The 23459-nt window shown below is 65.1% G+C and carries 22 protein-coding genes; 3 read left to right on the forward strand and 19 right to left on the reverse strand.

Annotation, left to right across the window (positions count from 1 at the left end; all coding sequences use genetic code 11):
• Positions 1-26: 26 nt before the first annotated feature.
• The 8 genes from AC5WJ1_RS13005 to rfbB are packed head-to-tail and all read right to left on the reverse strand — an operon-like array spanning position 27 to position 6682.
• Positions 27-761, reverse strand: coding sequence for an ABC transporter ATP-binding protein (locus AC5WJ1_RS13005; protein ID WP_218959474.1), 735 nt, complete (start codon positions 759-761; stop codon positions 27-29).
• An 8-nt stretch (positions 762-769) separates the two neighbouring features.
• Entirely contained in the window at positions 770-1579 is an 810-nt protein-coding gene (locus AC5WJ1_RS13010) for an ABC transporter permease (RefSeq protein ID WP_195427275.1), read from the reverse strand.
• Complete coding sequence (locus AC5WJ1_RS13015) at positions 1566-2075, reverse strand: GNAT family N-acetyltransferase (protein ID WP_195427274.1); 510 nt, start codon at positions 2073-2075, stop codon at positions 1566-1568. Before AC5WJ1_RS13015 ends, AC5WJ1_RS13010 begins: the two co-directional genes overlap by 14 nt.
• On the reverse strand, positions 2072-3199 hold the full coding sequence (locus AC5WJ1_RS13020; protein ID WP_195427273.1) for a DegT/DnrJ/EryC1/StrS family aminotransferase: 1128 nt from the start codon (positions 3197-3199) through the stop codon (positions 2072-2074). The genes AC5WJ1_RS13015 and AC5WJ1_RS13020 overlap by 4 nt, the downstream gene beginning before the upstream one ends.
• 34 nt (positions 3200-3233) lie before the next feature.
• Positions 3234-3785 (reverse strand): dTDP-4-dehydrorhamnose 3,5-epimerase, encoded by a 552-nt coding sequence (rfbC, locus tag AC5WJ1_RS13025; protein ID WP_195427272.1) that lies wholly within the window; start codon positions 3783-3785, stop codon positions 3234-3236.
• The gene (rfbA, locus tag AC5WJ1_RS13030) at positions 3782-4663 is read right to left on the reverse strand and encodes a glucose-1-phosphate thymidylyltransferase RfbA (RefSeq protein WP_195427271.1); all 882 of its coding nucleotides are present in this window, start codon (positions 4661-4663) and stop codon (positions 3782-3784) included. Before rfbA ends, rfbC begins: the two co-directional genes overlap by 4 nt.
• On the reverse strand, positions 4660-5610 hold the full coding sequence (gene rfbD / locus AC5WJ1_RS13035; RefSeq protein ID WP_255519662.1) for a dTDP-4-dehydrorhamnose reductase: 951 nt from the start codon (positions 5608-5610) through the stop codon (positions 4660-4662). The genes rfbA and rfbD overlap by 4 nt, the downstream gene beginning before the upstream one ends.
• Before the next feature lie 7 nt (positions 5611-5617).
• The gene (gene rfbB, locus AC5WJ1_RS13040) at positions 5618-6682 is read right to left on the reverse strand and encodes a dTDP-glucose 4,6-dehydratase (protein WP_195427269.1); all 1065 of its coding nucleotides are present in this window, start codon (positions 6680-6682) and stop codon (positions 5618-5620) included.
• Between the two features lie 231 nt (positions 6683-6913).
• On the opposite strand from rfbB, the gene AC5WJ1_RS13045 reads away from it, so the two are divergent.
• Positions 6914-7762, forward strand: coding sequence for a symmetrical bis(5'-nucleosyl)-tetraphosphatase (locus AC5WJ1_RS13045; RefSeq protein WP_195427268.1), 849 nt, complete (start codon positions 6914-6916; stop codon positions 7760-7762).
• A 35-nt stretch (positions 7763-7797) separates the two neighbouring features.
• Here the strand turns inward: AC5WJ1_RS13045 and AC5WJ1_RS13050 are convergent, their stop codons facing one another.
• From AC5WJ1_RS13050 to AC5WJ1_RS13080, 7 genes are all read right to left on the reverse strand, one after another.
• Positions 7798-8631: a lysophospholipid acyltransferase family protein gene (locus AC5WJ1_RS13050; RefSeq protein WP_195427267.1), complete on the reverse strand. Its 834-nt coding sequence runs from the start codon at positions 8629-8631 to the stop codon at positions 7798-7800.
• Positions 8628-9935 (reverse strand): dihydroorotase, encoded by a 1308-nt coding sequence (locus AC5WJ1_RS13055; RefSeq protein WP_195427266.1) that lies wholly within the window; start codon positions 9933-9935, stop codon positions 8628-8630. Before AC5WJ1_RS13055 ends, AC5WJ1_RS13050 begins: the two co-directional genes overlap by 4 nt.
• A 68-nt stretch (positions 9936-10003) precedes the next feature.
• Positions 10004-10975: an aspartate carbamoyltransferase catalytic subunit gene (locus AC5WJ1_RS13060; RefSeq protein WP_195427265.1), complete on the reverse strand. Its 972-nt coding sequence runs from the start codon at positions 10973-10975 to the stop codon at positions 10004-10006.
• A 98-nt stretch (positions 10976-11073) separates the two neighbouring features.
• The gene (gene pyrR / locus AC5WJ1_RS13065; protein ID WP_195427264.1) at positions 11074-11610 is read right to left on the reverse strand and encodes a bifunctional pyr operon transcriptional regulator/uracil phosphoribosyltransferase PyrR; all 537 of its coding nucleotides are present in this window, start codon (positions 11608-11610) and stop codon (positions 11074-11076) included.
• Positions 11607-12032 carry a Holliday junction resolvase RuvX gene (gene ruvX, locus AC5WJ1_RS13070; RefSeq protein ID WP_133092474.1) on the reverse strand — a complete coding sequence of 142 codons (426 nt, stop codon included), beginning with the start codon at positions 12030-12032 and terminating at the stop codon, positions 11607-11609. Before ruvX ends, pyrR begins: the two co-directional genes overlap by 4 nt.
• Positions 12025-12597: a YqgE/AlgH family protein gene (locus AC5WJ1_RS13075; protein ID WP_041681585.1), complete on the reverse strand. Its 573-nt coding sequence runs from the start codon at positions 12595-12597 to the stop codon at positions 12025-12027. Before AC5WJ1_RS13075 ends, ruvX begins: the two co-directional genes overlap by 8 nt.
• A gap of 124 nt (positions 12598-12721) precedes the next feature.
• Entirely contained in the window at positions 12722-13429 is a 708-nt protein-coding gene (locus AC5WJ1_RS13080; RefSeq protein ID WP_195427263.1) for a 16S rRNA pseudouridine(516) synthase, read from the reverse strand.
• 141 nt (positions 13430-13570) lie between these two features.
• Between AC5WJ1_RS13080 and AC5WJ1_RS13085 the strand changes: the two genes are divergently transcribed.
• Positions 13571-15139: a cryptochrome/photolyase family protein gene (locus AC5WJ1_RS13085; protein ID WP_195427262.1), complete on the forward strand. Its 1569-nt coding sequence runs from the start codon at positions 13571-13573 to the stop codon at positions 15137-15139.
• A 17-nt stretch (positions 15140-15156) separates the two neighbouring features.
• Here the strand turns inward: AC5WJ1_RS13085 and AC5WJ1_RS13090 are convergent, their stop codons facing one another.
• The 3 genes from AC5WJ1_RS13090 to hemC are packed head-to-tail and all read right to left on the reverse strand — an operon-like array spanning position 15157 to position 19571.
• Entirely contained in the window at positions 15157-16347 is a 1191-nt protein-coding gene (locus tag AC5WJ1_RS13090) for a heme biosynthesis protein HemY (RefSeq protein WP_195427261.1), read from the reverse strand.
• Between the two features lie 5 nt (positions 16348-16352).
• The gene (hemDX, locus tag AC5WJ1_RS13095; protein WP_195427260.1) at positions 16353-18533 is read right to left on the reverse strand and encodes a fused uroporphyrinogen-III synthase HemD/membrane protein HemX; all 2181 of its coding nucleotides are present in this window, start codon (positions 18531-18533) and stop codon (positions 16353-16355) included.
• Between the two features lie 9 nt (positions 18534-18542).
• Complete coding sequence (gene hemC, locus AC5WJ1_RS13100; protein WP_195427259.1) at positions 18543-19571, reverse strand: hydroxymethylbilane synthase; 1029 nt, start codon at positions 19569-19571, stop codon at positions 18543-18545.
• A gap of 68 nt (positions 19572-19639) precedes the next feature.
• Here hemC and ppc point away from each other — a divergent pair, with 68 nt between their 5' ends.
• Positions 19640-22735, forward strand: coding sequence for a phosphoenolpyruvate carboxylase (gene ppc / locus AC5WJ1_RS13105; protein WP_195427258.1), 3096 nt, complete (start codon positions 19640-19642; stop codon positions 22733-22735).
• Between the two features lie 79 nt (positions 22736-22814).
• Here the strand turns inward: ppc and AC5WJ1_RS13110 are convergent, their stop codons facing one another.
• Complete coding sequence (locus tag AC5WJ1_RS13110; RefSeq protein WP_195427257.1) at positions 22815-23426, reverse strand: ferritin-like domain-containing protein; 612 nt, start codon at positions 23424-23426, stop codon at positions 22815-22817.
• Positions 23427-23459: the final 33 nt, after the last annotated feature.

Genomic DNA, 23459 nt, shown 5'->3' on the forward strand with positions numbered 1-23459 from the left:
CGCTTATATCAAATCTCAGTTGAAGACTACTGCCCGCCACGCCGTGTATATTCAGCAAGAACTTCAGCGGTAGGTCCATCCATTGCTACCTCTCCCTTGCGCAACCAGATCACCCGTTCACAGAAGTCCTCAACCAGAGGCAGGCTATGGCTTGAAAAAACCAGAATCTTGCCTTGGTCCATGAACTCGTACATCCGGCGCTTTGCCTTGTCAGCGAACACCAAATCTCCCGCCCCCATGACTTCATCCAGCAATAAGATTTCCGGATTAATGGCAGTCGATACAGAGAATGCAAGCCGGATGAACATGCCCGCTGAGTATGTCTTTACCGGATAATCCAGAAAATGACCCAACTCAGAAAATTCTGCGATGCTGTGAATGCGTGCCTCGACTTCATCCGGAGCAAGCCCCAACAGCATTGCCCGGATTCGGATGTTATCCCAGCCGGTTTGAGTCATCTCAAAACCCGTCGCCAATTCGAACATCGGCGAAACATGCCCGACGATCTCTGTCTCACCCGAAGTCGGCGGGTAAATGCCAGCCATCACCTTGAGGATGGTACTTTTGCCGGCACCATTCAGACCAACCAGCCCCACTCTCTCCCCGTGAGCAATCTCAAGGTTAATCCCCTTCAATGCATCCACGTATTCGACACGTTCCTTGGCCTTGGGACGGAAAGCATTGAGCAATGCACCCTTCAGGCTGTCCTGGCGCATGGATACATCAAAGCGAACGCGTACATCGCGCAAACTGATCTTCAACTCGGGGATCATAGAACGTAGACGATGCGATGAGACATGCGCTTCATTACTGCAAACGCGACAACGCCGATCAGAATGGCGTAGCCGATGGCGACCATCCATACCTCATCGGGGGGCGAAGCGTTATTGAGCAGCGGATACCTGACGATTTCGATCAGGTAATAAAGCGGATTGTATTGATAGATAAAACCGAGCCCGCGATCCTTCAGCATGGTGACGGTGTACATCACAGGCGTCACGTAGAAACCGATCTGGATCAATCCACTCAACAGGTGCGGTAAATCGCGGTACCTGGCACCAAGATGCGAAACGATAACCAAGTGAAAGAAATTGATGACGATAAACAGCAGGAAGCCGGGGAAAAACCACAGCGCACCGACTTCGAACTTCCGGCCATAGGCAAGGGCTACCGCCAGGAACACCAGCATGCCGACACCGAACACCACGATGTAGGGCACCATGGCCCTATACAGGTAGGTGACCTTTGGGAAGGAAAATTGCTTGATATAACCCTCGGCATTGACAAAAGCGGAGCCACCCTCTGTCAATGCTGATGTCATGAAACCCCAAATAGCGAGCCCCAACGTCAGAAAGGGCAGGAACTCATCCATCGGCTGATGAAACAGCTTGCCGAAGATAATCCCGACCGCCGCCATAGTGGCCGAAAGATTAATAAGAATCCAAAGCGGCCCCAAAATTGAATTGCGAAACCGCCCCTTGACGTCCTGCACTCCCATATGGAGCCACACACGCCACAGTTTGGCCGCAGCAGCATACTCCGTCAGCGGATGCTTGCGGCTGCTGTTATAGACTGTCATCTAGTACACGCTCCATTGCGACCCGCCCTTCCTGGCGGCCTGTTTCCACGAAGCCCAGGTTCTCGTAAATGCGAGCAGCATGGAGGTTCGTTTCCAGTACTTCAAGGTAAGCCTTAGACAAACCAAGCCTGTCGCGCGCGAACACCAGCAACGCCTCGATCGCACGGCGCATCTTCCCTTGCCCGGCGGCCTCCGGCGACACGACAAAGCGGCCAATCTCGGCGCGGCCGGTCGAGTTGTTTACGTCGTAGATCGCAACCTGCCCAACCAGCACGCCGGTCTCCGGGTCCTGCACTACGAACACGAAATCGTCGGACTTCTCGGAATACTTTTGAAACCAGCCCTCGTGGCTTTCCAGAGTCAGAATGTCGGAGAAAATGAACTGTTGCCTGACGCCCTCGCGGTTGCGCCAGGCCAGCGTCAACGGAAGGTGTTCCGTCGCAAGGGGGCGTAGACGCACTCCCTTGGCTTCGAATGGCTCGAAGATCGGCTTCATGCAGCGTACTTGCGAACCAGTTCGCAGACGAATTCAACGTCCTTGCGGCTGATACCCATGTGCATGGGTAGCGACAGCACTTCATTGCTGGCTGCATGCGCGCGCGGGCACTTGCCCTTGCCGCTGGCGTACATGCGGTATTCGGTATTGTCGCGATAATGAACGCCCGGATAAACCTCGTGCTCGTGCAGGGCGAGCATCAGTTCGTCGCGATTCTTCACGCGAATCTGGAACAGGTGGCGCGACGAATCGCAGCCTTCGGTGATGGTCGTCAGCCGGATATTGTCGTGGTCCGACAACAGTTCCTCATACCAGTTTGCCAGCTGGCGACGGTACGCATTGTCATTGTCCAGGTACTTGAGCTGAACCAGACCGATGGCCGCCATGATCGAGTTTCCATGGTACTTGTAGCCGACCTCTTCCACGTCGTACATCCACTTGTAGGCGCCCTGCGTGGTGGTGCGGGCAAACGTGTCCTTGTTGATGCCCAGCCACGTCATCTTGCGAACACGCTCGTCGTCTTCGGCTTCCTGGAAGCAGATCATGCCCGAGTCGGCGGTCGGCAGGTTCTTCACGGCCTGGAAGCTGAACACGGTCACGTCGGCATCGTGGCCCACGTGGCGGCCCTTGTAGCGCGTGCCGGACATATGGGCGGCGTCGAGCACCAGCTTGATGCCCTTCTCCTTGCACAGCGCAACCACCTTGTCGTACTGGCCGACGTTGCCACCCAGGCCCACGAAGATCACGGCGCGGGTGCGGTCGGTGATGCGATCGGCGATGCTGTCCGGGTCCAGGCACAGGGAATCGTCGACATCAGCGAAGACGGGCGTCAGGCCAGAATACAGAATGGCGTGGTTCGTGGAAACGAAAGTCAGGGGCGTGGTGATGACCTCATCGCCATCGGCCCAGCCGTACTTGGTCTTGAACAGTTCAAAGGCGAGATGCAGGCCAACGGTATTGGAGCCCAGGAAGTGCGCGTGGGGCAGCCCGGTGTAAGACTTCCAGGCCTCTTCCATAGCGTTGGTCTTGAAGCCGAGACCGGTCCAGCCCTTCTCCAGGCACTCCTGGATTTCTTTCAGGCATTCTTGAACACGGAAATTCGGTACGAACAATTGGATTGCCATTTTTCTCTCCCAGGGAATTCGGATATCTAATTAATCACTCAAACAATTCTGCAACCGCCAAAGCTGGTGCGTCTTCGTCCTTCTTCGAGAGAACGGGCGCTACTTCGATCGGCCAGTTGATGCCCAGTACCGGATCGTCCCATCGCAGCGATCGCTCGAACTGGGGGGCATAGTAGTCCGTGGTTTTGTAGAGAAACTCAGCGCTATCGGACAAGACCACGAAGCCATGCGCAAAACCTTCCGGCACCCAGAGCTGGCGCTTGTTTTCCGCCGACAGCTCCACACCAACCCACTTACCGAAGTTCGGCGAGCTGCGGCGAATATCCACTGCAACATCGAATACCGTACCGGACACCACCCGTACCAGCTTTCCTTGCGGTTGCTGAATCTGGTAGTGCAGACCACGCAGGACATTCCTGGCCGAGCGCGAGTGATTGTCCTGCACGAAATTTCGTTTCAGGCCCGTGGCATCCTCGAACTGGCGCGCATTGAAGCTTTCAAAGAAGAAGCCGCGGTCATCGCCAAAGACCTTGGGCTCCATGATCAGCACCTCGGGCAAGGCCGTTTTGACAATATTCATGCTCATGCAATCGACTCCTTCAAAACCTGTTGCAGGTATTGGCCATAACCGTTCTTGGACAGCTCCGAGGCCACTCTCTGCATCGTTTCAGCTGAAATCCAGTGATTGCGGAACGCAATCTCTTCCGGGCACGCCACCATCAAGCCCTGACGCTTCTGCAACGTCGCGATGAATGTGGCGGCCTCCTGCAGCGAATCATGGGTGCCGGTATCCAGCCAGGCGTAGCCCCGCCCCATGATCTCGACCTCAAGCTGGGTGGCTTCGAGGTAGCGCTTGTTCACATCGGTAATTTCGAGTTCGCCCCGGGCCGAAGGCCGGATATCCGCGGCGATATCGCAGACCTGGTTGTCATAGAAATACAGGCCGGTCACCGCATAGTTGGAACGAGGCACCTTTGGCTTTTCTTCCAGCGACAAGGCGCGGAAATTTTCGTCGAACTCGACCACACCATAGCGCTCCGGATCGTGTACATGGTACGCGAACACGGTGGCCCCATTCTCCCGCGAAGCGGCGCGCTGCAATTGCTTGGCCAGGTCGTGGCCATGAAAAATGTTGTCGCCGAGAATCAGTGCGGAGGGGTCGTTGCCGACGAAGGACTTGCCGATGATAAAGGCCTGTGCGAGCCCATCCGGGGACGGCTGTACGGCATATTGGAGATTCAGGCCCCACTGGCTGCCATCGCCGAGCATCTCGGTGAAGCGCGGGGTGTCCTGTGGCGTTGAAATTACAAGGATGTCACGAATACCCGCCAGCATCAGCGTACTAAGCGGGTAATAGATCATCGGCTTGTCGTAAACAGGAAGAAGCTGCTTCGAGACCGAGCGCGTGATGGGGTACAGGCGGGTGCCAGAGCCACCGGCCAGAATGATGCCTTTGCGTTTCATTTTCTATCTTCAGAAGTCCTGTTGGCGTCTGTCACTAGCGCGAACTCGGCGATATCAATGAATTCGCGCAGCGTCCTTTCCACATCCCGATGCCATTGGGAAATAGCAATACCGAAGGCATTCCTCAGCTTAGACGTGTCGAGGCGCGAGTTTGCCGGCCTTGGCGCCGGGCTGCCATATTCCTTCGCCGTGATGGCGTGTATATTGGCTGGGCCAAGCGCCAGCGGCACGCCATTGTCGGCTAGATAGCGGACGATCAGCCTTGCGTACTCGCACCAGTTGGTGCCCCCCAGTGCGGTGAGGTGATAAATACCTGGCACGAACTGCTGTTCCGCGCGGTTCAGGTACCGGGCGATGGCGAAAGCCGTGATGTCTGCAACCAGCGATGCGGGAGTCGGCGCGCCCCACTGGTCCGAAACGACGTTCAGCGATTGCCGCACCTTAGCGGCGCGAACGATGCTTTTCAGGAAGTTGCCACCGTGCAGACCGTAGACCCAGCTCGTACGGAATATCAGGTGGTTTGCGGTCGCAGCCTCCACCAGGCGCTCGCCGCCAAGCTTCGACTTTCCATATGCGGACAGCGGATTGGGGATGTCGCTTTCGACGTAGGCCCCGGCTTTTTCGCCATCGAATACGTAGTCAGTCGAATAGTGGACGATCAGCGCCCCAAGAGCAGCCGCCTCTTCCGCCAATATCCCGGGGGCGACCACATTGACGGCGTTTGCAAGGTCGATCTCCTTTTCGGCAAGATCGACCGCGGTGTAGGCGCCCGCGTTGACGATGATGTCCGGCCGCGTGGTCCGGACCACGCGCTTCACGCTCTCTGCATCGGACAAGTCGCATTGGCGACGGTCCATCGCAACAACGTTTCCATGCAGGGACAGGCTGCGTGTCAGCTCAAATCCAAGCTGGCCATTGCAACCCGTGAGGAGGATGGTGGGAAACATGCCGTACTCAAGCGGCATACTGCTTCGCCACCCAGTTCCGATACTCTCCGGACATCACGTCCTGCACCCATGCCTGGTTTTCCAGGTACCACTGCACAGTCTTGCGCAGGCCGGACTCAAACGTCTCCGCCGGCTTCCAGCCAAGCTCGCGCTCCAGCTTGCGGGCATCGATCGCGTAACGGCGATCGTGGCCAGGACGGTCCTTCACGAAGGTGATCTGGTCGCGGTACGAGCCGGTTGCCTTGGGAGACAGTTCGTCTAGCAAGTCGCACAGGGTGTGCACCACGTCGAGGTTGGTCTTCTCGTTCCAGCCGCCGACGTTGTAGGTTTCACCCAGGCGGCCGCGTGCCAGCACTTCACGGATGGCGGAGCAATGGTCCCGCACGTACAACCAGTCGCGCACGTTCTGCCCGTCGCCATAGATCGGCAGCGGCTTGCCGCCGAGCGCATTGGCGATGATCAACGGGATCAGCTTTTCCGGGAAGTGGTACGGGCCGTAGTTGTTTGAACAGTTTGTCGTCAGGACCGGCAGGCCGTAGGTGTGGTGGTAGGCGCGGACGAGGTGGTCCGAGGCTGCCTTGGACGCGGAATATGGGCTGTTGGGCGCGTATGGCGTCGTCTCGGAGAACTGGGGATCGGTTTCGCTCAGCGAGCCGAACACCTCGTCAGTGGAGACGTGGAGGAAGCGGAATCCGGACTTGGCCGGTTCTTCCAGGCTACCCCAATAGGCGCGCGCAGCTTCCAGCAGCGTAAAGGTACCGACGATATTCGTCTGGATAAATTCGCCCGGGCCGTGAATGGAGCGGTCGACATGGCTCTCCGCCGCAAAGTGCACTACCGCGCGCGGCTTGTAGGTAGCGAAAAGCTCGTCCAGGGCGGAGCGGTCGCAGATATCCGTTTGCGAGAACACGTGGCGGGGATCATCCTCAACCGACGCCAGCGTCTTCCGATTGCCTGCATAGGTGAGCTTGTCGACGTTGATGACCCCGTCCGCCGACTTGTCGCCCAGCCATGCCAGAACGAAATTGGCGCCAATGAACCCGGCGCCGCCTGTGACCAAAATATGGGACAAAACTTGCTCCTTGCGTCGATATGTTTCGATGACCCGACAAAAGCCGAGCGCCCACCTTGTCCTCTTCCAGGACGGCGGGGCGTTAAGTGCCTGCAGAAGTGGCGGTATTCTATCTGACTGAATGCCCTAACTTACGCCCCTACCCCCTCTTTTTGTAGCCTCATGTAACCAAGCCACGGTATATCGGTCACAAAACTACAAATAGAAGCGAAATAGTTGCTCAGATCCTTGATGACCAAACCCAACGTATCCTTTACACCACATTTCGCCGTGGGCGACCTCCAAGGCTGCGCGCCATCCTTGTCCGCCCTGCTTCCAAGGCTCGGAGAGCAGCCCACCCTCCGCTTCGTCGGCGACATCGTCAACCGCGGCCCCGCCTCCCTCCAGACCCTTCGCACCATCCATGCCATGGCTCCCCGCGCCGAGATCGTCCTCGGCAACCACGACATCCACCTCCTTGCCGTAGCCGCCGGCGTCCGCAAGAAAGGCAAATCCGACACCCTCGACGATATCCTTGCCGCCTCCGATTGTGATGACTTGCTCACCTGGCTCCGCCACCGCCCCTTGGCCCTGCTGGAAAACAACTTCCTCCTAGTCCACGCCGGCGTCCTCCCCCAATGGACCGCCCCCCAGGTCATCGACCTCGCCCACGAAGTCGAAGCCCAACTCCAGGGCCCCAATTGGCAAGACTTCCTAGCCGACATCTTCGGCAATACCCCAGACCGCTGGCACGACGGCCTGCGCGGCATCGAACGACATCGCGTGGTGGTCAATGCACTTACCCGACTGCGCTATTGCACCGTCGATGGCGTGATGGACTTCAAGACCAAGGAAGGGCTCGGCAAGGCGCCGGACGGCTTTATGCCGTGGTTCGATGTGCCGGGACGGCGCACCGGGGATGTGACCGTGGTTTGCGGGCACTGGTCGACGCTGGGCCTGGTGATGCGGCCGGACCTGATGGCGCTGGATACCGGCTGCGTCTGGGGCGGCAAGCTGACGGCGGCGCGCATGGCGGCGGATCCGGCCGAGCGGACCGTGGTCCAGGTCGATTGCCCGCAATATTGTGATCCGCTGGCCTGAGGCGCAATCCCGCCTTGGCGGGGAGGGCAATCGCGCTAGCTGATGGCAGCGGAGGCTGCGACGGGCTCGGCGGCAGGCTGGGTCGGCTGGTTCAGGCGCTCGGCCGTTGCCACTGCCTCGTCACCGGCCCCTTGCGCGAGATGCTGCACGACCTCGCGGGCGGCGCCTGCCAGCTCGCGGCGGTCGGCGGACGCCGGTGCCAGCGGCGGGCCAATGACCACCCGCGCCTTGATGCGCGGGGCGCGCAGGACGGCGTTCAGCGACTGCAGCAGCGTGGTGTCGTCGATGTAGGCAGCCGCCAGCGTCGGCTGGCCGGTGGCCGCGTCCAGGTAGTTCAGTCCGACCGGCTGCACCGGCAGGCCCCCGGAGATCGGGGCTTGCATCAGGTTGGCGTGAAACGGCAGCACCCCGGTACCGTCGGTGGTGGTCCCTTCGGGGAACACGCCGACGAGGTCGCCCTGCAGCATGACGTCGGTGATGTCGTGCAGGACCCGGTGGGCGTCGCGCTTGCGCGCGCGTTCGATGAAGATGGTGCCGGTCTTGTCACACAGCCAGCCGATCAGTGGCCAGCTCCGGATCTCGGACTTGGCAACGAACCGTACCGGTTGCCAGCTATGGATCACATAGATGTCCAGCCACGAGATATGGTTGGACACCACCAGCGCACCCTGGCGCGCGGCGCCATGCGGGGCCGCGCCGCGGACATCGACGACTTCGACCTCTACCCCGCAGATGCGCAGCAAGCGCCGCGACCAGCGCCGGATGTGCCAGGCGCGCGAACGCGCGCCCAGCCACGGGAACAGCACCGCGCAGGTCAGCAGCCCGCGCAGCAGGTGCAGCACCAGCGCGGTCTTGCGCAGCCAGATCATGCGTTGGCGTGGTTGCCGTTACCGTTGCCGCCGCCGTTGCCGTAGACGATCTGGCCGCCGACCAGCGTCATCCGCACCTTGCCTTCCATCTCGTAGCCGAGCCACGGCGTGTTCTTGCCCTGGCTCTTGAGCGAGCGGCGATCGACCTTCCAGACCTGCTTCGGATCGAACACGCAGACATCGGCGGGGGCGCCGGCGGCCAGCGTGCCGGCCTTCAGGCCGCTCAGGCGCGCGGGCTCGGAGGTGATGCGGGCCAGCGCCTGTGCCAGCGGCACCTTGTGTTCGGCGGCCCAGCGCAGGGTCAGCGGCAGCAGCAGTTCCAGGCCGGTGGCGCCGGGAGTGGCTTCGGCGAAGGGCAGCAGTTTCTCGTCGTCGTCCACCGGGGTGTGGTCGGAGCACAGGGCGTCGATGGTGCCGTCGGCCAGCGCGGCGACGATGGCGTCGCGGTCGCGGGTGCTGCGCAGCGGCGGCGAGAAGCGCATTTGCGAATTGAAGTAGCCGATATCCATGTCGGTCAGCGAGACGTGGTGGATATTGACGTCGCAGCTGACCGGCAGGCCTTCGCGCTTGGCCTGGCGCACCAGCTCCAGCCCGGCGGCGGAGGACAGGCGGCACAGGTGCACGCGGGCGCCGGTGGAGCGCATCAGTTCGAAGATAGTGTGCAGCCGCACGGTCTCGGCGATCACGGATACGCCGGACAGGCCGAGGCGCGACGCCACCGGGCCGCTGGCGGCGACGCCGCCGCCCAGGAACGGGTCTTCCGGGCGCAGCCAGACGGTGAAGCCGAAGGTCTGCGCATATTGCAGCGCGCGCAGCAGCACCTGGGTGTTGCGCACCGGCTGCTCGGCCTGGCTGAAGCCGACGCAGCCGGCCTCGGTCAGCTGGTTCATTTCGGTCAGGACTTCGCCTTTCAGCCCCAGTGTCAGCGCGCCCAGCGGGTAGACGTGGGTCTGGTTGAGCGTGCGGGCGCGGAACTTGAGCATCTCGACCAGGCCCGGCTCGTCCAGCACGGGGTCGGTATCGGGCGGACAGATCAGGCTGGTGACGCCGCCGGCGGCGGCCGCGGCGACTTCGGATTCGAGGGTGGCCTTGTATTCGTAGCCGGGCTCGCGCAGGCGCGCGGACAGGTCGACCAGGCCGGGGCACACGATCAGGCCCTTGGCGTCGATCACCTTGTTGGCGGTGAAGTCCGCCGGGGCGTTGCCGACGCCGACGATCTTGCCGGCGGCGAGGTAGAGGTCCTGCACGGCATCGGTGTTGCTGGCCGGGTCGATCAGGCGGCCGCCCTGGATGTGAATCTTCATAGCTTGGCTTGTCGTATCGGTCGTGTCGCTTGGCGTGTTCGGTAGGTCTTGGCTATACCGCATCGTCATCAGTCGTTGTTCCCTGCCACGATGCCCATTACGGCCATGCGCACGGCGATGCCGAAGGTCACCTGGTTCAGGATCACCGATTGCGGGCCGTCGGCCACGGCGGAGTCGATCTCCACGCCGCGGTTCATCGGGCCCGGGTGCATCACGATGGCATCGGGCTTGGCCAGCGCCAGGCGTTCCGGTGTCAGGCCGTACGCCTTGAAGTATTCCTGCGCGGACGGCAGCAGCGCGCCGCTCATGCGTTCGTTCTGCAGCCGCAGCATGATGACCACGTCGACGCCCTTGAGCCCCTCTTCCATGTTGTGGAAGACGCGCACGCCCATCTGCTCCAGGGCAGACGGCAGCAGCGTGCGCGGGCCGATGGCGCGCACTTCGGGCACGCCCAGCGTGGTCAGCGCGTGGATATCCGAACGCGCCACGCGCGAGTGCAGGATGTCGCCGACGATGGCAACGGTCAGGTTGGTGAAGTCCTTCTTGAAGTGCCGGATCGTGAACATATCCAGCAGACCCTGCGTCGGGTGCGCATGGCGGCCGTCGCCGGCGTTGATCACGTGCACATGCGGCGCGACGTGCTCGGCGATCAGGTAGGGCGCGCCGGAACTGGCATGGCGCACCACGAACATGTCTGCGGACATGGCCGACAGGTTGTTGATGGTGTCGAGCAGCGACTCGCCCTTGCTGGTCGACGACGCATTGATGTTCAGGTTGAGTACGTCCGCCGACAGCCGCTTGGCCGCGATTTCGAAGGTGGTGCGGGTGCGGGTGGAGTTCTCGAAGAACAGGTTGAACACGCTCTTGCCGCGCAGCAGCGGCACCTTCTTGACATCGCGGTCTGAGTCGGACAGCGATACGAACTGGCTGGCGGTATCGAGGATGTGCGTGATCATGTCACGCGACAACCCCTCGATCGACAGCAAATGCTTCAGTTCGCCGTTCTTGGTGAGCTGCGGGTTGCGGAACGTCTTGGTCATGGCAGGTCGGGCGCGGGCAAAAAACGGGGTGGTCTGGTCTCGTGGCAGGCGCCAGGCGCGCTACAGTGCAATGCAGCGCCTGGCAGGCAAACGCCGGCTCAGCCGGCGGCAGTGTCGGTAGGTTCGGTGGCGAAGGCAAAGCGCGCGTCGGCGCCCTCGCCCTGGCGCGACAGCACCAGCGTCTTGCCGCGCGGCAGTTCGATCTCGGCGGCCACCAGGTCGGCGGCGATCGGCAGCTGGCGCCCGCCGCGGTCGGCCAGCACGCCCAGCGCAACGCGCGCCGGACGGCCGTAGTCGAACAGTTCGTTGACGGCGGCGCGGATGGTGCGGCCGGTGGCCAGCACGTCGTCGATCAGCAGGATGTTGCGGTCTTCCACGGCAAACGGCAGCGTGGTCGGCTGGGCCTGGCTGTGCAGGCCCTTCTTGGCGTAGTCGTCGCGATGGAAGGCGACGTTGATCACGCCATGCTCGGGCAGGTTCAGGTCGCTGGCCAGGCGCGCGGCGATCCATGCGCCGCCGGAATGGATGCCTGCCACCGACCAGCGTTCACGCTCGGCGTCGGGGATCAGGGCGCGGGCCTGGTCCAGCAGCTTGCGGTACAGCGCCTCGGCGTCGGGTGCGGAAATCTGCGTCATAGCGGGAATTGGTCGAAATACTGTTGCAGGATGATGCGCGCGGCTTCGGCGTCGAGTTCGCCGCGGCGCGCGCCGGCCATCGAGGCGGCGCGCGAGGAATAGCGCTCGTCCACCCATTCCACCGGCAGGTTGAAGCGCCCGTTGAGCTGGTTGCCGAAGCGCCGCGCCAACCGCATCATCGGCTGCTCTTCGCCGTCCGGGTTGACCGGCATGCCGACGATCAGCTGCACCGGGCTCCATTCCTGGATCAGCGCGCCCACGGCCTCGAAGCGGCCTTCAACGGTGATATTGGGCAGGATGGTCAGCGCACGCGCCTCGCGCGTGATGAAGTTGCCCAGCGCGACGCCGATCTTTTTCTCGCCGTAGTCGAATGCCAGGACCGTGCCGTCGCGGGGCAGTTCGCGCCCCACGGCGTCAGGCATGCCCGGCCTCGCCCGACAGCATGTTGACGTCGACGCCCAGCAGGCCGATGGCCGCGGCAAAGCGCCCTTCGGGCGGCACGCTGAAGATGATCTCGGGATCGGCCTGGACGGTCAGCCAGCCGTTGCGGCTGAGTTCTTCTTCCAGCTGGCCGGCACCCCAGCCGGAATAGCCCAGCGTCAGCAGGAAGCGGTGCGGGCCGCTGCCGTTCGCCACGGCTTCCAGCACATCCTTGGAGGTGGTCATTTCCAGCCCGCCCGGCACCGCCAGCGACGAGACATAGACGCCGACCGGGTCGTGCAGCACGAAGCCGCGCTCGGTCTGCACCGGGCCGCCGAAATAGACCGGCTGGTGCGCCACTGGCTGGATTTCAAGCTTGAGGTCGATCTTGTCGAACAGCGTGGCCATGTCGATGTCGATGGGCCGGTTGATCACCAGCCCGAGCGCGCCACGCTCGTTGTGTTCGCAGATATAGACGACGGAACCCGAAAAGGTCGGATCGGCCATGCCAGGCATGGCAATCAGGAACTGATTGGTCAGATTGATGGGTGCTTCGGGCTTCGCCATGCCTTGCATTTTATCAAATCGCCGGGGGTCTTCCGGAAAAGATTGGCGGGCGTTGCAGTGCAGCAATGGGCGCCCGCGCAGGGCCGCTTGCCGGGAATTGCGGACCGATGATACGGCCCTTTGGTCATGCCTTGCGGGTCAGCGCCGCGAGTTCGTCCGCCGTCAGCCAGCGCCATTCCCCTTGCGCCAGTTCCGGATCCAGTTGCAGGCTGCCGAGCGCGCTGCGATGCAGGGCGCTGACGTGGTTGCCCGCGGCGGCCACCATGCGTTTGACCTGATGGTACTTGCCCTGCAGGAGGGTCAGGCGCAGGCTGCGTTCGCCGGTGATCTCGCAGGCTTCTGCGGCGATCGGCGCGGGTTCGTCCAGCAGCTGCACGCCTGTGACCAGTGCCTGGGCCTGTTCCGGCGTGACCGGCTCAGCAGTCGTCACTTCATAGACCTTGGGCACCTTGCGCTTGGGCGAGGTCTGGGCGTGGATGAACTGGCCGTCATCGGTCAGCAGCAGCAGGCCGGTGGTGTCGTGGTCGAGCCGCCCCACGGCCTGGACCTCGCGCTGGCGCAGCGGCACCGGCAGCAGGTTGTACACGCTGGGATGGTGGCGCGGTCGCTGCGAGCACTCATAGCCGGCGGGCTTGTTCAGCATCAGGTAGGCCTTGGTGCAGGCGATCCACTCCTCGCCATCGACGGTCAGGCGCAGGCCGTCCACCTCGAACTGGGCGCGCGGATCCTCGCACAGCGCGCCGTTGACTTCGACCAGCCCGGCGGCGACCAGGTCGCCGCAGTAGCGGCGGGTGCCGAAGCCCTGGGATTGGAGAATACGGTCGAGTGTCATGTGCTTTGTTGCTGTAATCGTTGTTTGGGTGGCAGATCGGTGCCGAACCGCTATGTTAGGGTATTGGCGCGACGCATCTCCGCGACAAGCCATTTGCCGGCATCATTGCGCGCATTCCTTCGACTCCGTCAGGCAGCGCGCATGCAGCCAGCAGACCCTCCGGCATCGGGCCGCAGACATTACCGTATCGGCCAGGATTTCGAGCGCGGGCTGGTCTGGTTCCGGCGCGACCTGCGCGCCAGCGACCACGCGGCGCTGCATTATGCCCTCAGGCATTGTGCCCGGGTGTGGTGCGTCTTCGTATTCGACCGCGACATCCTCGACCCGCTTCTGGCGCGCGGCCTGCAGGCCGACCGGCGCATCGAATTCATCCTCGAGTCATTGCGGGAACTGGCCGAGACGCTGACAGCGGCTGGCGGCGGGCTGATCGTGCTGGACGATCGCGCCGTCGACGCCGTTCCCGCGCTGGCGCAAGCATTGGACGTCCAGGCGGTCTTTGCCAACCACGACTACGAGCCTGCCGCCATGGCACGCGATGACAGCGTGCGCCAGGCGCTGGCGGCGCAGGCGCGCGCGCTGTTCACGTTCAAGGACCAGGCCATCTTCGAGCGCGACGAGATCCTGAACGGGCAGCGCAAGCCCTTCTCGGTGTTCACGCCCTACAAGAATGCCTGGCTGCGGACCGTGCAGCCGTTTGACCTGCGCCCGTATCCGATCGACCCGTACCTGCATGCGCTGGCGCCCGCGCCGGCAGCATATCGCCAGCCGTTGCCGACGCTCGAACAGCTTGGCTTCCGCACCAGCAACCTCGCCGGGATCGCCATGCCGACCGGCGCCGCCGGTGCGCAAGCGCTGTTCGAGGAATTCACCGGGCGCATCGGCGACTACGGCCGCCGCCGCGACTACCCTGCCCTGCGCGGTCCCAGCTACCTGTCGGTGCACCTGCGCTTCGGCACCATCTCGATCCGCACGCTGGCGCGTACCGCGCATGAAGCGGTGCTGCGCGGCGGCGCGGACAGCGCGGGCGCGACGGCGTGGCTGTCCGAGCTGATCTGGCGCGATTTTTACTTCATGATCCTGCACCATCATCCGCGCGTGGCCGGCGGCGCGGCCTTCCACCCGGCCTACGACCAAATCCGCTGGCAGGACGGCGAAACCGGCGAGCGCTATTTCCACGCCTGGTGCGATGCCGCCACCGGCTATCCGCTGGTCGATGCCGCCATGCTGCAAATCCGGCAGAGCGGCTATATGCACAACCGGCTGCGCATGGTCACGGCCAGCTTCCTGGTCAAGGACCTGGGCGTGGACTGGCACCGCGGGGAGCAGTACTTTGCCGACCTGCTCAATGATTTCGACTTGTCCGCCAACAACGGCGGCTGGCAATGGGCGGCGTCGACCGGCTGCGACGCGCAGCCGTGGTTCCGCATCTTCAACCCGGTGACTCAGTCGGAGAAGTTTGACCCGCAGGGGCGCTTTATCCGCAAGTACCTGCCACAGCTGGCGGCGTTGCCCGACAAGTACCTGCATGCGCCGTGGACCGCCCCCGACCATGTGCTGGCGAATGCCGGCGTGCGACTGGGCGAGGACTACCCGCGCCCGCTGGTGCAGCATGACGTGGCGCGCAAGGAAACGCTGGCGCGGTATGGGGTGGTGAAGGAAGGCGGCAAGCGCAGCGCCGCCGGCATGGAACAGGACGACCCGGACGAGTGAACGCCGGAGGCGACCGCTCAGGCCGCCAGCATCGCGCTTTCGCGATAGTGCCGCTGCGCGTCCTCGAAACGCTCGGTTTCCTCGAACAGCCGCGCCAGCGCCAGGTGCGTGCGCACGCGCAGCCGGCGCTGCTGGTCGATATCGGCATACTTCAGCGCTCGCTCGAAGCTGGACTGGGCCTTGCCCCACAGCTTCTCGCCCAGGCACAGCACGCCCAGCGTGTAGTAGAGGTCGGCATCGGCGGGATGCCCGGCCAGCCATTTCTCGGCCTGCTGGATCTGCGGCAGCGCATGGCCGGGCACCGCGCAGTCGGCGTAGCGCAGCACCAGGCGGCTGTCCCAGTTGAACTTGAGCGCGTCCTCGATGATGCGGCGGGCTTCGTTCTGACGGCCCAGCGCGGCAAAGTAGCGCGCGGCGGGTTCGGCGATGCGCGTGGCGCGGCGCTCGTCGGCGGACAGCGATCGCCAGAATTCGCCGAGGGCGTCGGCATCGTGGCGGCGCTCGTCGAGCATGGCCTCGACCGCCATCTGCTTGAGCCGCAGCGCCAGCACCGGGTGCAGCGCGTTGCGCTTCTCCAGCGAGCGCGCCAGGCGCAGTACTTCGGACCAGTTCTTCAGGTGCTGGTGCGCGCGCAGCGCGATGCGCTGCACATGGATCTGGCGCGCGCCCTGGGCCTGCAGCTGGGCGATGGTTTCCAGCGCGCCGTCGGCGTCGCGGGCATCGACCAGCAGTTCGGCCATCGACACCAGGCGTGCCTGCTCGCGCTCGGGATCGGTAACCTGCGACATCCAGGCATCGCGCCGCTCGGTCTCCTGCATGCGGTGCGCGGCGCGCGCGCCGATCAGCGCGGCGGTCTGGGCCTGGTCTTCCCAGGACTGGGCCTCGCGCGCGCAGCGCTCGGCGCGGGCGAAGCGGCCGGCGAACAGGTTCTCGATCGACTCGCGCAGCGCCGCCTGCGCCTTGTTCATGCGGCTGCGCTCGCGGTAGGCGGCGGCGCGGCGCGGCATTTCGGACAGATGTCGGATGGTGGACATCACCGTCCAGACCACGAAGAACAGCAGCAGCAGCAAGGCCAGCGCCAGGTTCAGCGACAGCTCGACGCGGTACGGCGGATAGAACAGCACCACATTGCTGTGGTTGAACTGCGTGAAGAGCGCCAGCCCGACGGCGCCGCCGAACAGGACCGCAACCCAGAACAGAAGGCGCATTGGGCTTACTCCTTCTTCAGGGCGTTCAACGCGCCCAGGCTCTCGGACATGGTCGGCAACTGCACCGTCACCGCGCCTGCCTGGGCCTGCCTGAGCAGGGTCAGCACGCCCTGCACGCGGCGCGACTTGGTGTCGAAATAGCGCCCGATCATCGCCTGCGCCGCAGCCAGGTCGTTGCGGAACACCGGCTCGTTGCGCGACAGCAGTGCCAGCCGCGCATTGAGCAGGCGCAGCTTGACGTTCTCGCGCAGGAACCAGCCCTGGTCGCCGGACAGCAGCAGCGCTTCCGCATCGTCGACCTTGCGGATGCGGACTACCTGCGCCATTTCGTCGCGCAGGTAGGTCCACAGGCGGGAGAACCAGCCGTTGGTGGCAGCCGCCGCCGGGGCGCTGGCGCCGCCCTTGCCGGCCGCGCCCTCCTTGCGGGCATCGGCCTCGGTGCGTTCGAGCATGCGTTCGCTGGACAGCAGCGGCAGCGCGTCGACCTGGTTGATGGCTTCGTCCAGCTTGATCGCGGCGCCGGTCAGGTCGGTGTCGGGCACGGCCTTCATGCGCGCGATGTCGCGGGCAATGGCTCGGCGCAGCAGGTTGTACTGCGGCTTGTCGGTGCGCGCCAGGCGCGCGTCGGCGCTTTGCAGCGCGGCCAGCGCAACCTGCACGTTACCGGTCAGCTGCAACTGCTGGCCGGCGTTGGTCAGCAGTTGCTGGATCTCGGCGATTTCCCAGTCGTCGCGGTTGCGCATCAGATCCTGGTAGACCTGCTCCAGCGCCACCTGCTTGTCGCGGGTCTCGCCGACCTGGTTTTCGAGCGCGCCGACCTTGGCCTGCAGCTCCTTGACAGTGTCCTGCGCATTGCGCGTCAGCACGCGCGACTCCTGCACCAGCGCGTCGTTGCTTTGCTGGCGCCGGGCCAGTTCGCCGGTCAGGTGGTCCACGCGCTGCTGCAGCCACCAGAAGCCGCCGGCGGTGGCAACCACCAGCACGGCCACCAGGGCCCACAGCGCCGCGGGCTTGCGCGCGGCAGCGTGCTGGCCGGCGGAGGAAGCGGGGGCGCCGGGGCCCGGAGCGGGCGCGGAGGCCGCCGAGGCCGCAGCGGGCGGCGGTGTAGCGGAGGAGGACGTGGTTTCTTGCGTCACGCGTTCGACCTTCGTTGACGTTGCGGGGACTGCGACAGCCGGCGCTGGCGCCGGTGCCCCGGCGCGCACCGGGCTGGTGTCTGTTATCGCGCCAGCGCGGCCGGATGCACCCGATACACCGGCAGCTTCCGGCGCAGCCGCCACCGGCACCGGACCGGCGTGGGCATCGGCCCATTGCAGGCACGCCGCGAGCAGGCCAGCATCGCCCGGCGCGGCACGCAGGATATGGCTGAAGCCCAGTGCCAGCGCTTGTTCGGCGATTCTCGCATGCGGCGCGATGCACTGCACCTGCCGCAGGCCGGCATTTTCCTGCGGCGAAAGGTGTTGACGCGCGAGCGTGTCGAGGTTACGCACGGCCTCTGAGCTGGTCAGCAGCCATACATGGGGCGGCGCGCCGGCCTGCACGCTGTCGCGCACGGCCTGCCATTGCATCGCGCCGGGCTCCGGCAGCGTGCGCCGGTAGGCCTCGACGGCCTCGACCTGGGCACCGGCTTCGCGCAGGCGGTCGCCGAGCCAGTCGCGGCCGCCGTTGCCGCGGACGATCAGGACGGGCTTGCCGGCGAGCGTGGCGGGATCGAGCTGGGCCCACAGCGCCTCGGAATCGAAGCGCGGGCCTTCGGCGTCGTGGTTCGGGTCGTGGTTGTGATGGCTGCTTTCGCTGGCGTCATCGGCGCCCTGCCCGTTCCCTGCGGCGCCGGCCGGCGCGATCACCCGGCAGGTGGGCGGCGCGATGCCACGCTCGGCCAATGCGGCCACGCTGGCCGGACCAACCACGGCGGCCGGCACCTGCGCCGGCCATTGCGCCGTGGCGGCACCCTGCACGCCGGCCAGCGCATCCAGCGCATGGGCAATGGCGTTGGGACTGACAAAGACCACCAGCGCAAACTGATCGAGCCGCGCCAGGGCCGCGCGCAGCGGCGCGTCGTCGGCGGCCGGGCCGATCGCCAGCAGCGGAAAGCTGAGCACGTCCAGACCCGCGGCCTGCAGCGCCTCGGTCAGTTGCCGGGACTGCCCGGCGGGTCGTGTGACAACGACGGTCGGGCGGGGCATCGGTCAGCCTCAGGCGGGAGGTTGCGTGCCGGGCGTGCCGGGCGAGGCGGCGGCGGGATCGGCGAGCGCGGCGAGGATCGCTTCGGCGCCCTGCGCCAGCAGGTCGCGCGCGCAGGCCTGGCCAAGGGCTTCCGCGGCGCCCAGGTCGGTGGCCGGGCCGGCAACGGCGGCGCGCAGGCCGCGCGTGCCGTCGGGCATGCCGACAAAGGCGTCGAGCCTGAGCTGGTCGCCGTCCCAGTATGCGTGGGCCGCCAGCGGTACCTGGCACGAACCGTTCAGCATGCGCGCCACGGCGCGCTCAGCGGCCACGGCCAGCAGCGTCGGCTGGTGGTTGAGCGGAGCCAGCCAGGCGGCCAGCTCGGGGCGGTTGGACGGGATCTCGATGCCAAGCGCGCCCTGCCCGGCCGCGGGCAGCGACGACTCAACGGGGATCACCGCGCGGATGCGGTCATTCAGGCCCAGGCGCTTGAGCCCCGCGGCGGCCAGAATGATGGCGCCATATTCGCCCCGGTCAAGCTTGCCGAGCCGCGTGTCGAGGTTGCCGCGCAGCGGCTTGACCACCAGGTGCGGATAGCGGGTGCGCAGCAAGGCCTCGCGGCGCAGGCTGGAGGTGCCGACCACGGTGCCGGGCGGCATCTCGTCGAGCGAGGCAAAGCTGTTCGAAACCAGTGCGTCGCGCGGGTCCTCGCGCTCCATCACCGCGGTCAGCGCGAAGCCGGGAGGCAGTTCCATCGGCACATCCTTGAGCGAATGCACCGCCAGGTCCGCGCGGCCTTCGTCCATCGCGAACTCCAGTTCTTTGACAAACAGACCCTTGCCGCCGACTTTCGACAGCGTACGGTCTAGAATCTGGTCTCCGCGCGTGGTCATGCCAAGAATGGACACGTCACACGCGGGATAGTATTGTTGCAATGCAGCACGCACATGTTCAGCCTGCCACATGGCCAGACGGCTCTCGCGGGAGGCAATGACGAGCTTTTGCGGAAGGTTGCTAGACACGACAGCGGTAGAGGAAGACGGGATGGCGGATGCTTGCATCCGTGAATGTTAGCACGCGACCCAATAGCCGCTCCGCACCAATATAGATAAGCAGACGAGGAGATTGCATGACGCAGCACGCTGCGCGCCCCACTGGCCGCAAGACCGCCGCTTCGGGCGCTTCGGGCACATCCGCCGGCGCTTCGGCCGCGAAGGATCCGGCCGCCGGCTTGGGTGAAGCAAACGGCGCATCCGCCACCAAACCGACCCGCGCGGCCCGCCGCAGCGGCACCGAAGGCAGCAGCGGCGCCACCTCGCGCACCGCGAAGCGCGTCTCCAAACCCCAGCTTTCCATCGTGTCGAGCAACGGAACCACCATCGCCGCCGCCCCCGGCCGCCGCACCGCTGACAAAGACCTGCCGCTGCGCGAGGACATCCGCTTCCTGGGCCGCCTGCTGGGCGATTGCCTGCGCGAACAGGAGGGCGACGCCGCCTTCGAGGTGGTCGAAACCATCCGCCAGACCGCGGTGCGCTTCCGCCGCGAGAACGACCGTGCCGCCGGCGCCGAGCTGGACCGCCTGCTCAAGCGCCTGTCGCGCGACCAGACCAACCAGGTGGTGCGCGCGTTCAGCTATTTCTCGCACCTGGCCAACATCGCCGAGGACCAGCACCACAACCGTCGCCGCCGCGTGCATGCGCTGGCCGGCTCGCCGCCGCAGGCCGGCAGCCTGCAGCACGCGCTGGAAAAGATCGACGCCGCCGGCGTCACCGGCAAGCAGCTGCGCAAGTTCCTGGACGAGGCGCTGATCGTGCCGGTGCTGACCGCGCACCCGACCGAAGTCCAGCGCAAGAGCATCCTGGACGCCGAGCGCGAGATCGCCCGCCTGCTGGCCGAGCGCGACCTGCCGACGACCGCGCGCGAGCGCGAGCACAACACCGCCCAGCTGCGCGCCAAGGTCACCACGCTGTGGCAGACCCGCATGCTGCGCGACGCGCGCCTGACGGTGGGCGACGAGATCGACAACGCGCTGTCTTACTACCGCACCTGCTTCCTGCGCGGCATCCCGCAGCTGATGACGGAGCTGGAAGAAGACATCGCCGCAGTGTTCCCGACCACGCGCAAGCGCAAGGGCACCCCGGGCACGCAGCCCACGCCGCTGGCGCCGTTCCTGCAGATGGGCTCGTGGATCGGTGGCGACCGCGACGGCAATCCCAACGTGACCGCCGAGACCCTGGAACACGCCTCCAGCCAGCAGGCCCAGATGATCCTGGACTGGTACCTGGATGAAGTCCATGCGCTGGGCGCCGAGCTGTCGATGTCGACGCTGATGGTCGATGCCAGCCCCGAACTGCTGGCGCTGGCCGAGCGCTCGCCCGATATTTCCGAGCATCGCGCCGATGAACCGTATCGCCGCGCGCTGATCGGCATCTACGCGCGCCTGGCCGCCACCTGCAAGACGCTGACCGGCCACGCCGCGCCGCGCCGCCCGGTGGCGCCGGCCGAGCCCTATGACAGCGCCGAAGCCTTCGCCGCCGACGTGCAGGTGGTGATCGACTCGCTGCGCGAGAACCACGGCCAGGCGCTCGCAGGTGCGCGCATCGACGCGCTGGCGCGTGCCATCGGCGTGTTCGGCTTCCACCTGGCGTCAGTCGACATGCGCCAGGTGTCGGACGTGCACGAAGCCGTCATCGCCGAGCTGTTCGCCGCCGCCGGCATCGCCCCCGACTACGCCGCGCTGCCCGAGCAGCGCAAGCTGGAGCTGCTGCTGGCCGAGCTGCGCCAGCCGCGCCTGCTGACGCTGCCTTGGCACGAGTACTCCGAGCAGACCCGCAAGGAACTGGCGATCTTTGCCGCCGCGCGCGAGCTGCGCAAGCGCTACGGCAAGCGCATCGCGCGCAACTACATCATCTCGCACACCGAGACGCTGTCCGACCTGGTCGAGGTCATGCTGCTGCAGAAGGAATCCGGCATGCTGCAAGGCACGCTGGGCAGCAAGACCGATCCGGCGCGCATGGAACTGATGGTGATCCCGCTGTTCGAGACCATCGAGGACTTGCGCAACGCCGCCGGCATCATGCAGTCGCTGCTGGACCTGCCCGGCTTCGATTCGGTGATTGCGCACCATGGCGTCGAGCAGGAAGTGATGCTCGGCTACTCGGACTCCAACAAGGACGGCGGCTTCCTGACCTCCAACTGGGAGCTGTACAAGGCCGAGCTGGCGCTGGTGCAGCTCTTTGAAGAGCGCCAGGTCAAGCTGCGCCTGTTCCACGGCCGCGGCGGCACCGTCGGCCGCGGCGGCGGCCCGACCTACGACGCCATCCTGTCGCAGCCGCCGGGCACGGTCAACGGCCAGATCCGCCTGACCGAGCAGGGCGAGATCATCAACAGCAAGTTCGCCAACGCCGAGATCGGCCGGCGCAACCTGGAGACGGTGGTCGCGGCCACGCTGGAAGCATCGCTGCTGCCGCAGCAGAACGCGCCCAGGGACCTCGACATGTTCGAGGCGGTGATGCAGCAGCTGTCCGACCGCGCCTTCACGGCCTACCGCGACCTGGTCTACGAGACCCCGGGCTTCAAGGACTACTTCTTCGCCACCACGCCGATCACCGAGATCGCCGACCTGAACCTGGGTTCGCGCCCGGCGTCGCGCAAGCTGATGGACAAGAAGCACCGCCGCATCGAAGACCTGCGCGCGATCCCGTGGGGCTTCTCGTGGGGCCAGTGCCGGCTGCTGCTGCCGGGCTGGTACGGCTTTGGCAGCGCGGTGAAGTCGCTGCTGGACCGCGCGCCGGACGACAAGGCCCGCAAGTCCGCCGTCACCACGCTGCGCCGCATGGTCAAGACCTGGCCGTTCTTCTCCACGCTGCTGTCCAACATGGACATGGTGCTGGCCAAGACCGACCTGGCGGTGGCTTCGCGCTACGCGCAGCTGTGCGACGACGCGGCGCTGCGCCGCAATGTGTTCAACCGCATCAGCAAGGAATGGCACCTGACCAGCGAGATGCTGGCGCTGATCACCGGGCACCAGGAGAGGCTGGCGGACAACCCGCTGCTGGCACGGTCGATCAAGAACCGCTTTGCCTACCTGGATCCGCTGAACCACTTGCAGGTGGAACTGCTCAAGCGCTACCGGGCCGGCAAGGACGGGGATGATATCCGCGTACGACGGGGGATTCACCTGACTATCAACGGGGTAGCGGCGGGGTTGCGCAATACGGGCTGACGCCAATCGTGGGACCGCCGGTTTGCTCCCCTCTCCCATTTGGGAGAGGGGAGCAAACAATCGGCAAGTCCTTGTCGCTTCAGCCGACAAACGCCCCCGGCACCGGATCCTCACCCAGCGCATGCAGCAGCACCGCCCAGTGCATTGCCTCGTCCCCGAGGATGCTGCCAGCGGCCCTGGTCAGCTCGCGGTTGTGGAAGTTCGGCAGCACGCCCAGGTAGGCGGCGGTCGCGCCCTTCTCCAGCCCCGCTGCAAAGCGCAGCACATCGGCCTGGTTCTTCAGGCTCTCGGTCGGGAACTTGTATTCCGACGCCTTCTTCGCCATCACCGGCGTGCCACCCAGCTTCGACACCGTCCCGGTCAGCACCTGCGCATGGGCCTTGTGGTGGTCCTGGAACTTGACCGCGGTGGCGAGCACCGGCTTCTGCAGCAGCCCGCTCTCGGCGCCGACCTGGTAGGCGGCAATCGCCTGGTACTCCAGCCCCAGAGCGGTATTCAGGATATTGATGTCGTCCTTGGTGCTGCCCGACTGCGTCTGCGCCCACGCCGGCATCGACTCGCCGAGCGTGATGACGGCCAGCGAGCCGAGCGCGAACAGGCCGGGCGCCTTGAGCAAGCCCCGCCGGCGCGCATCCGGCAGCGTGACGATGGTCCCGGCCTCGCGCGCGGGTTTCTGTGACATGCGGTCCATGGTGTTCTCCTGTGACGGATGACAACGTGGCGC

Source organism: Cupriavidus sp. MEYA8, from assembly GCF_059278825.1.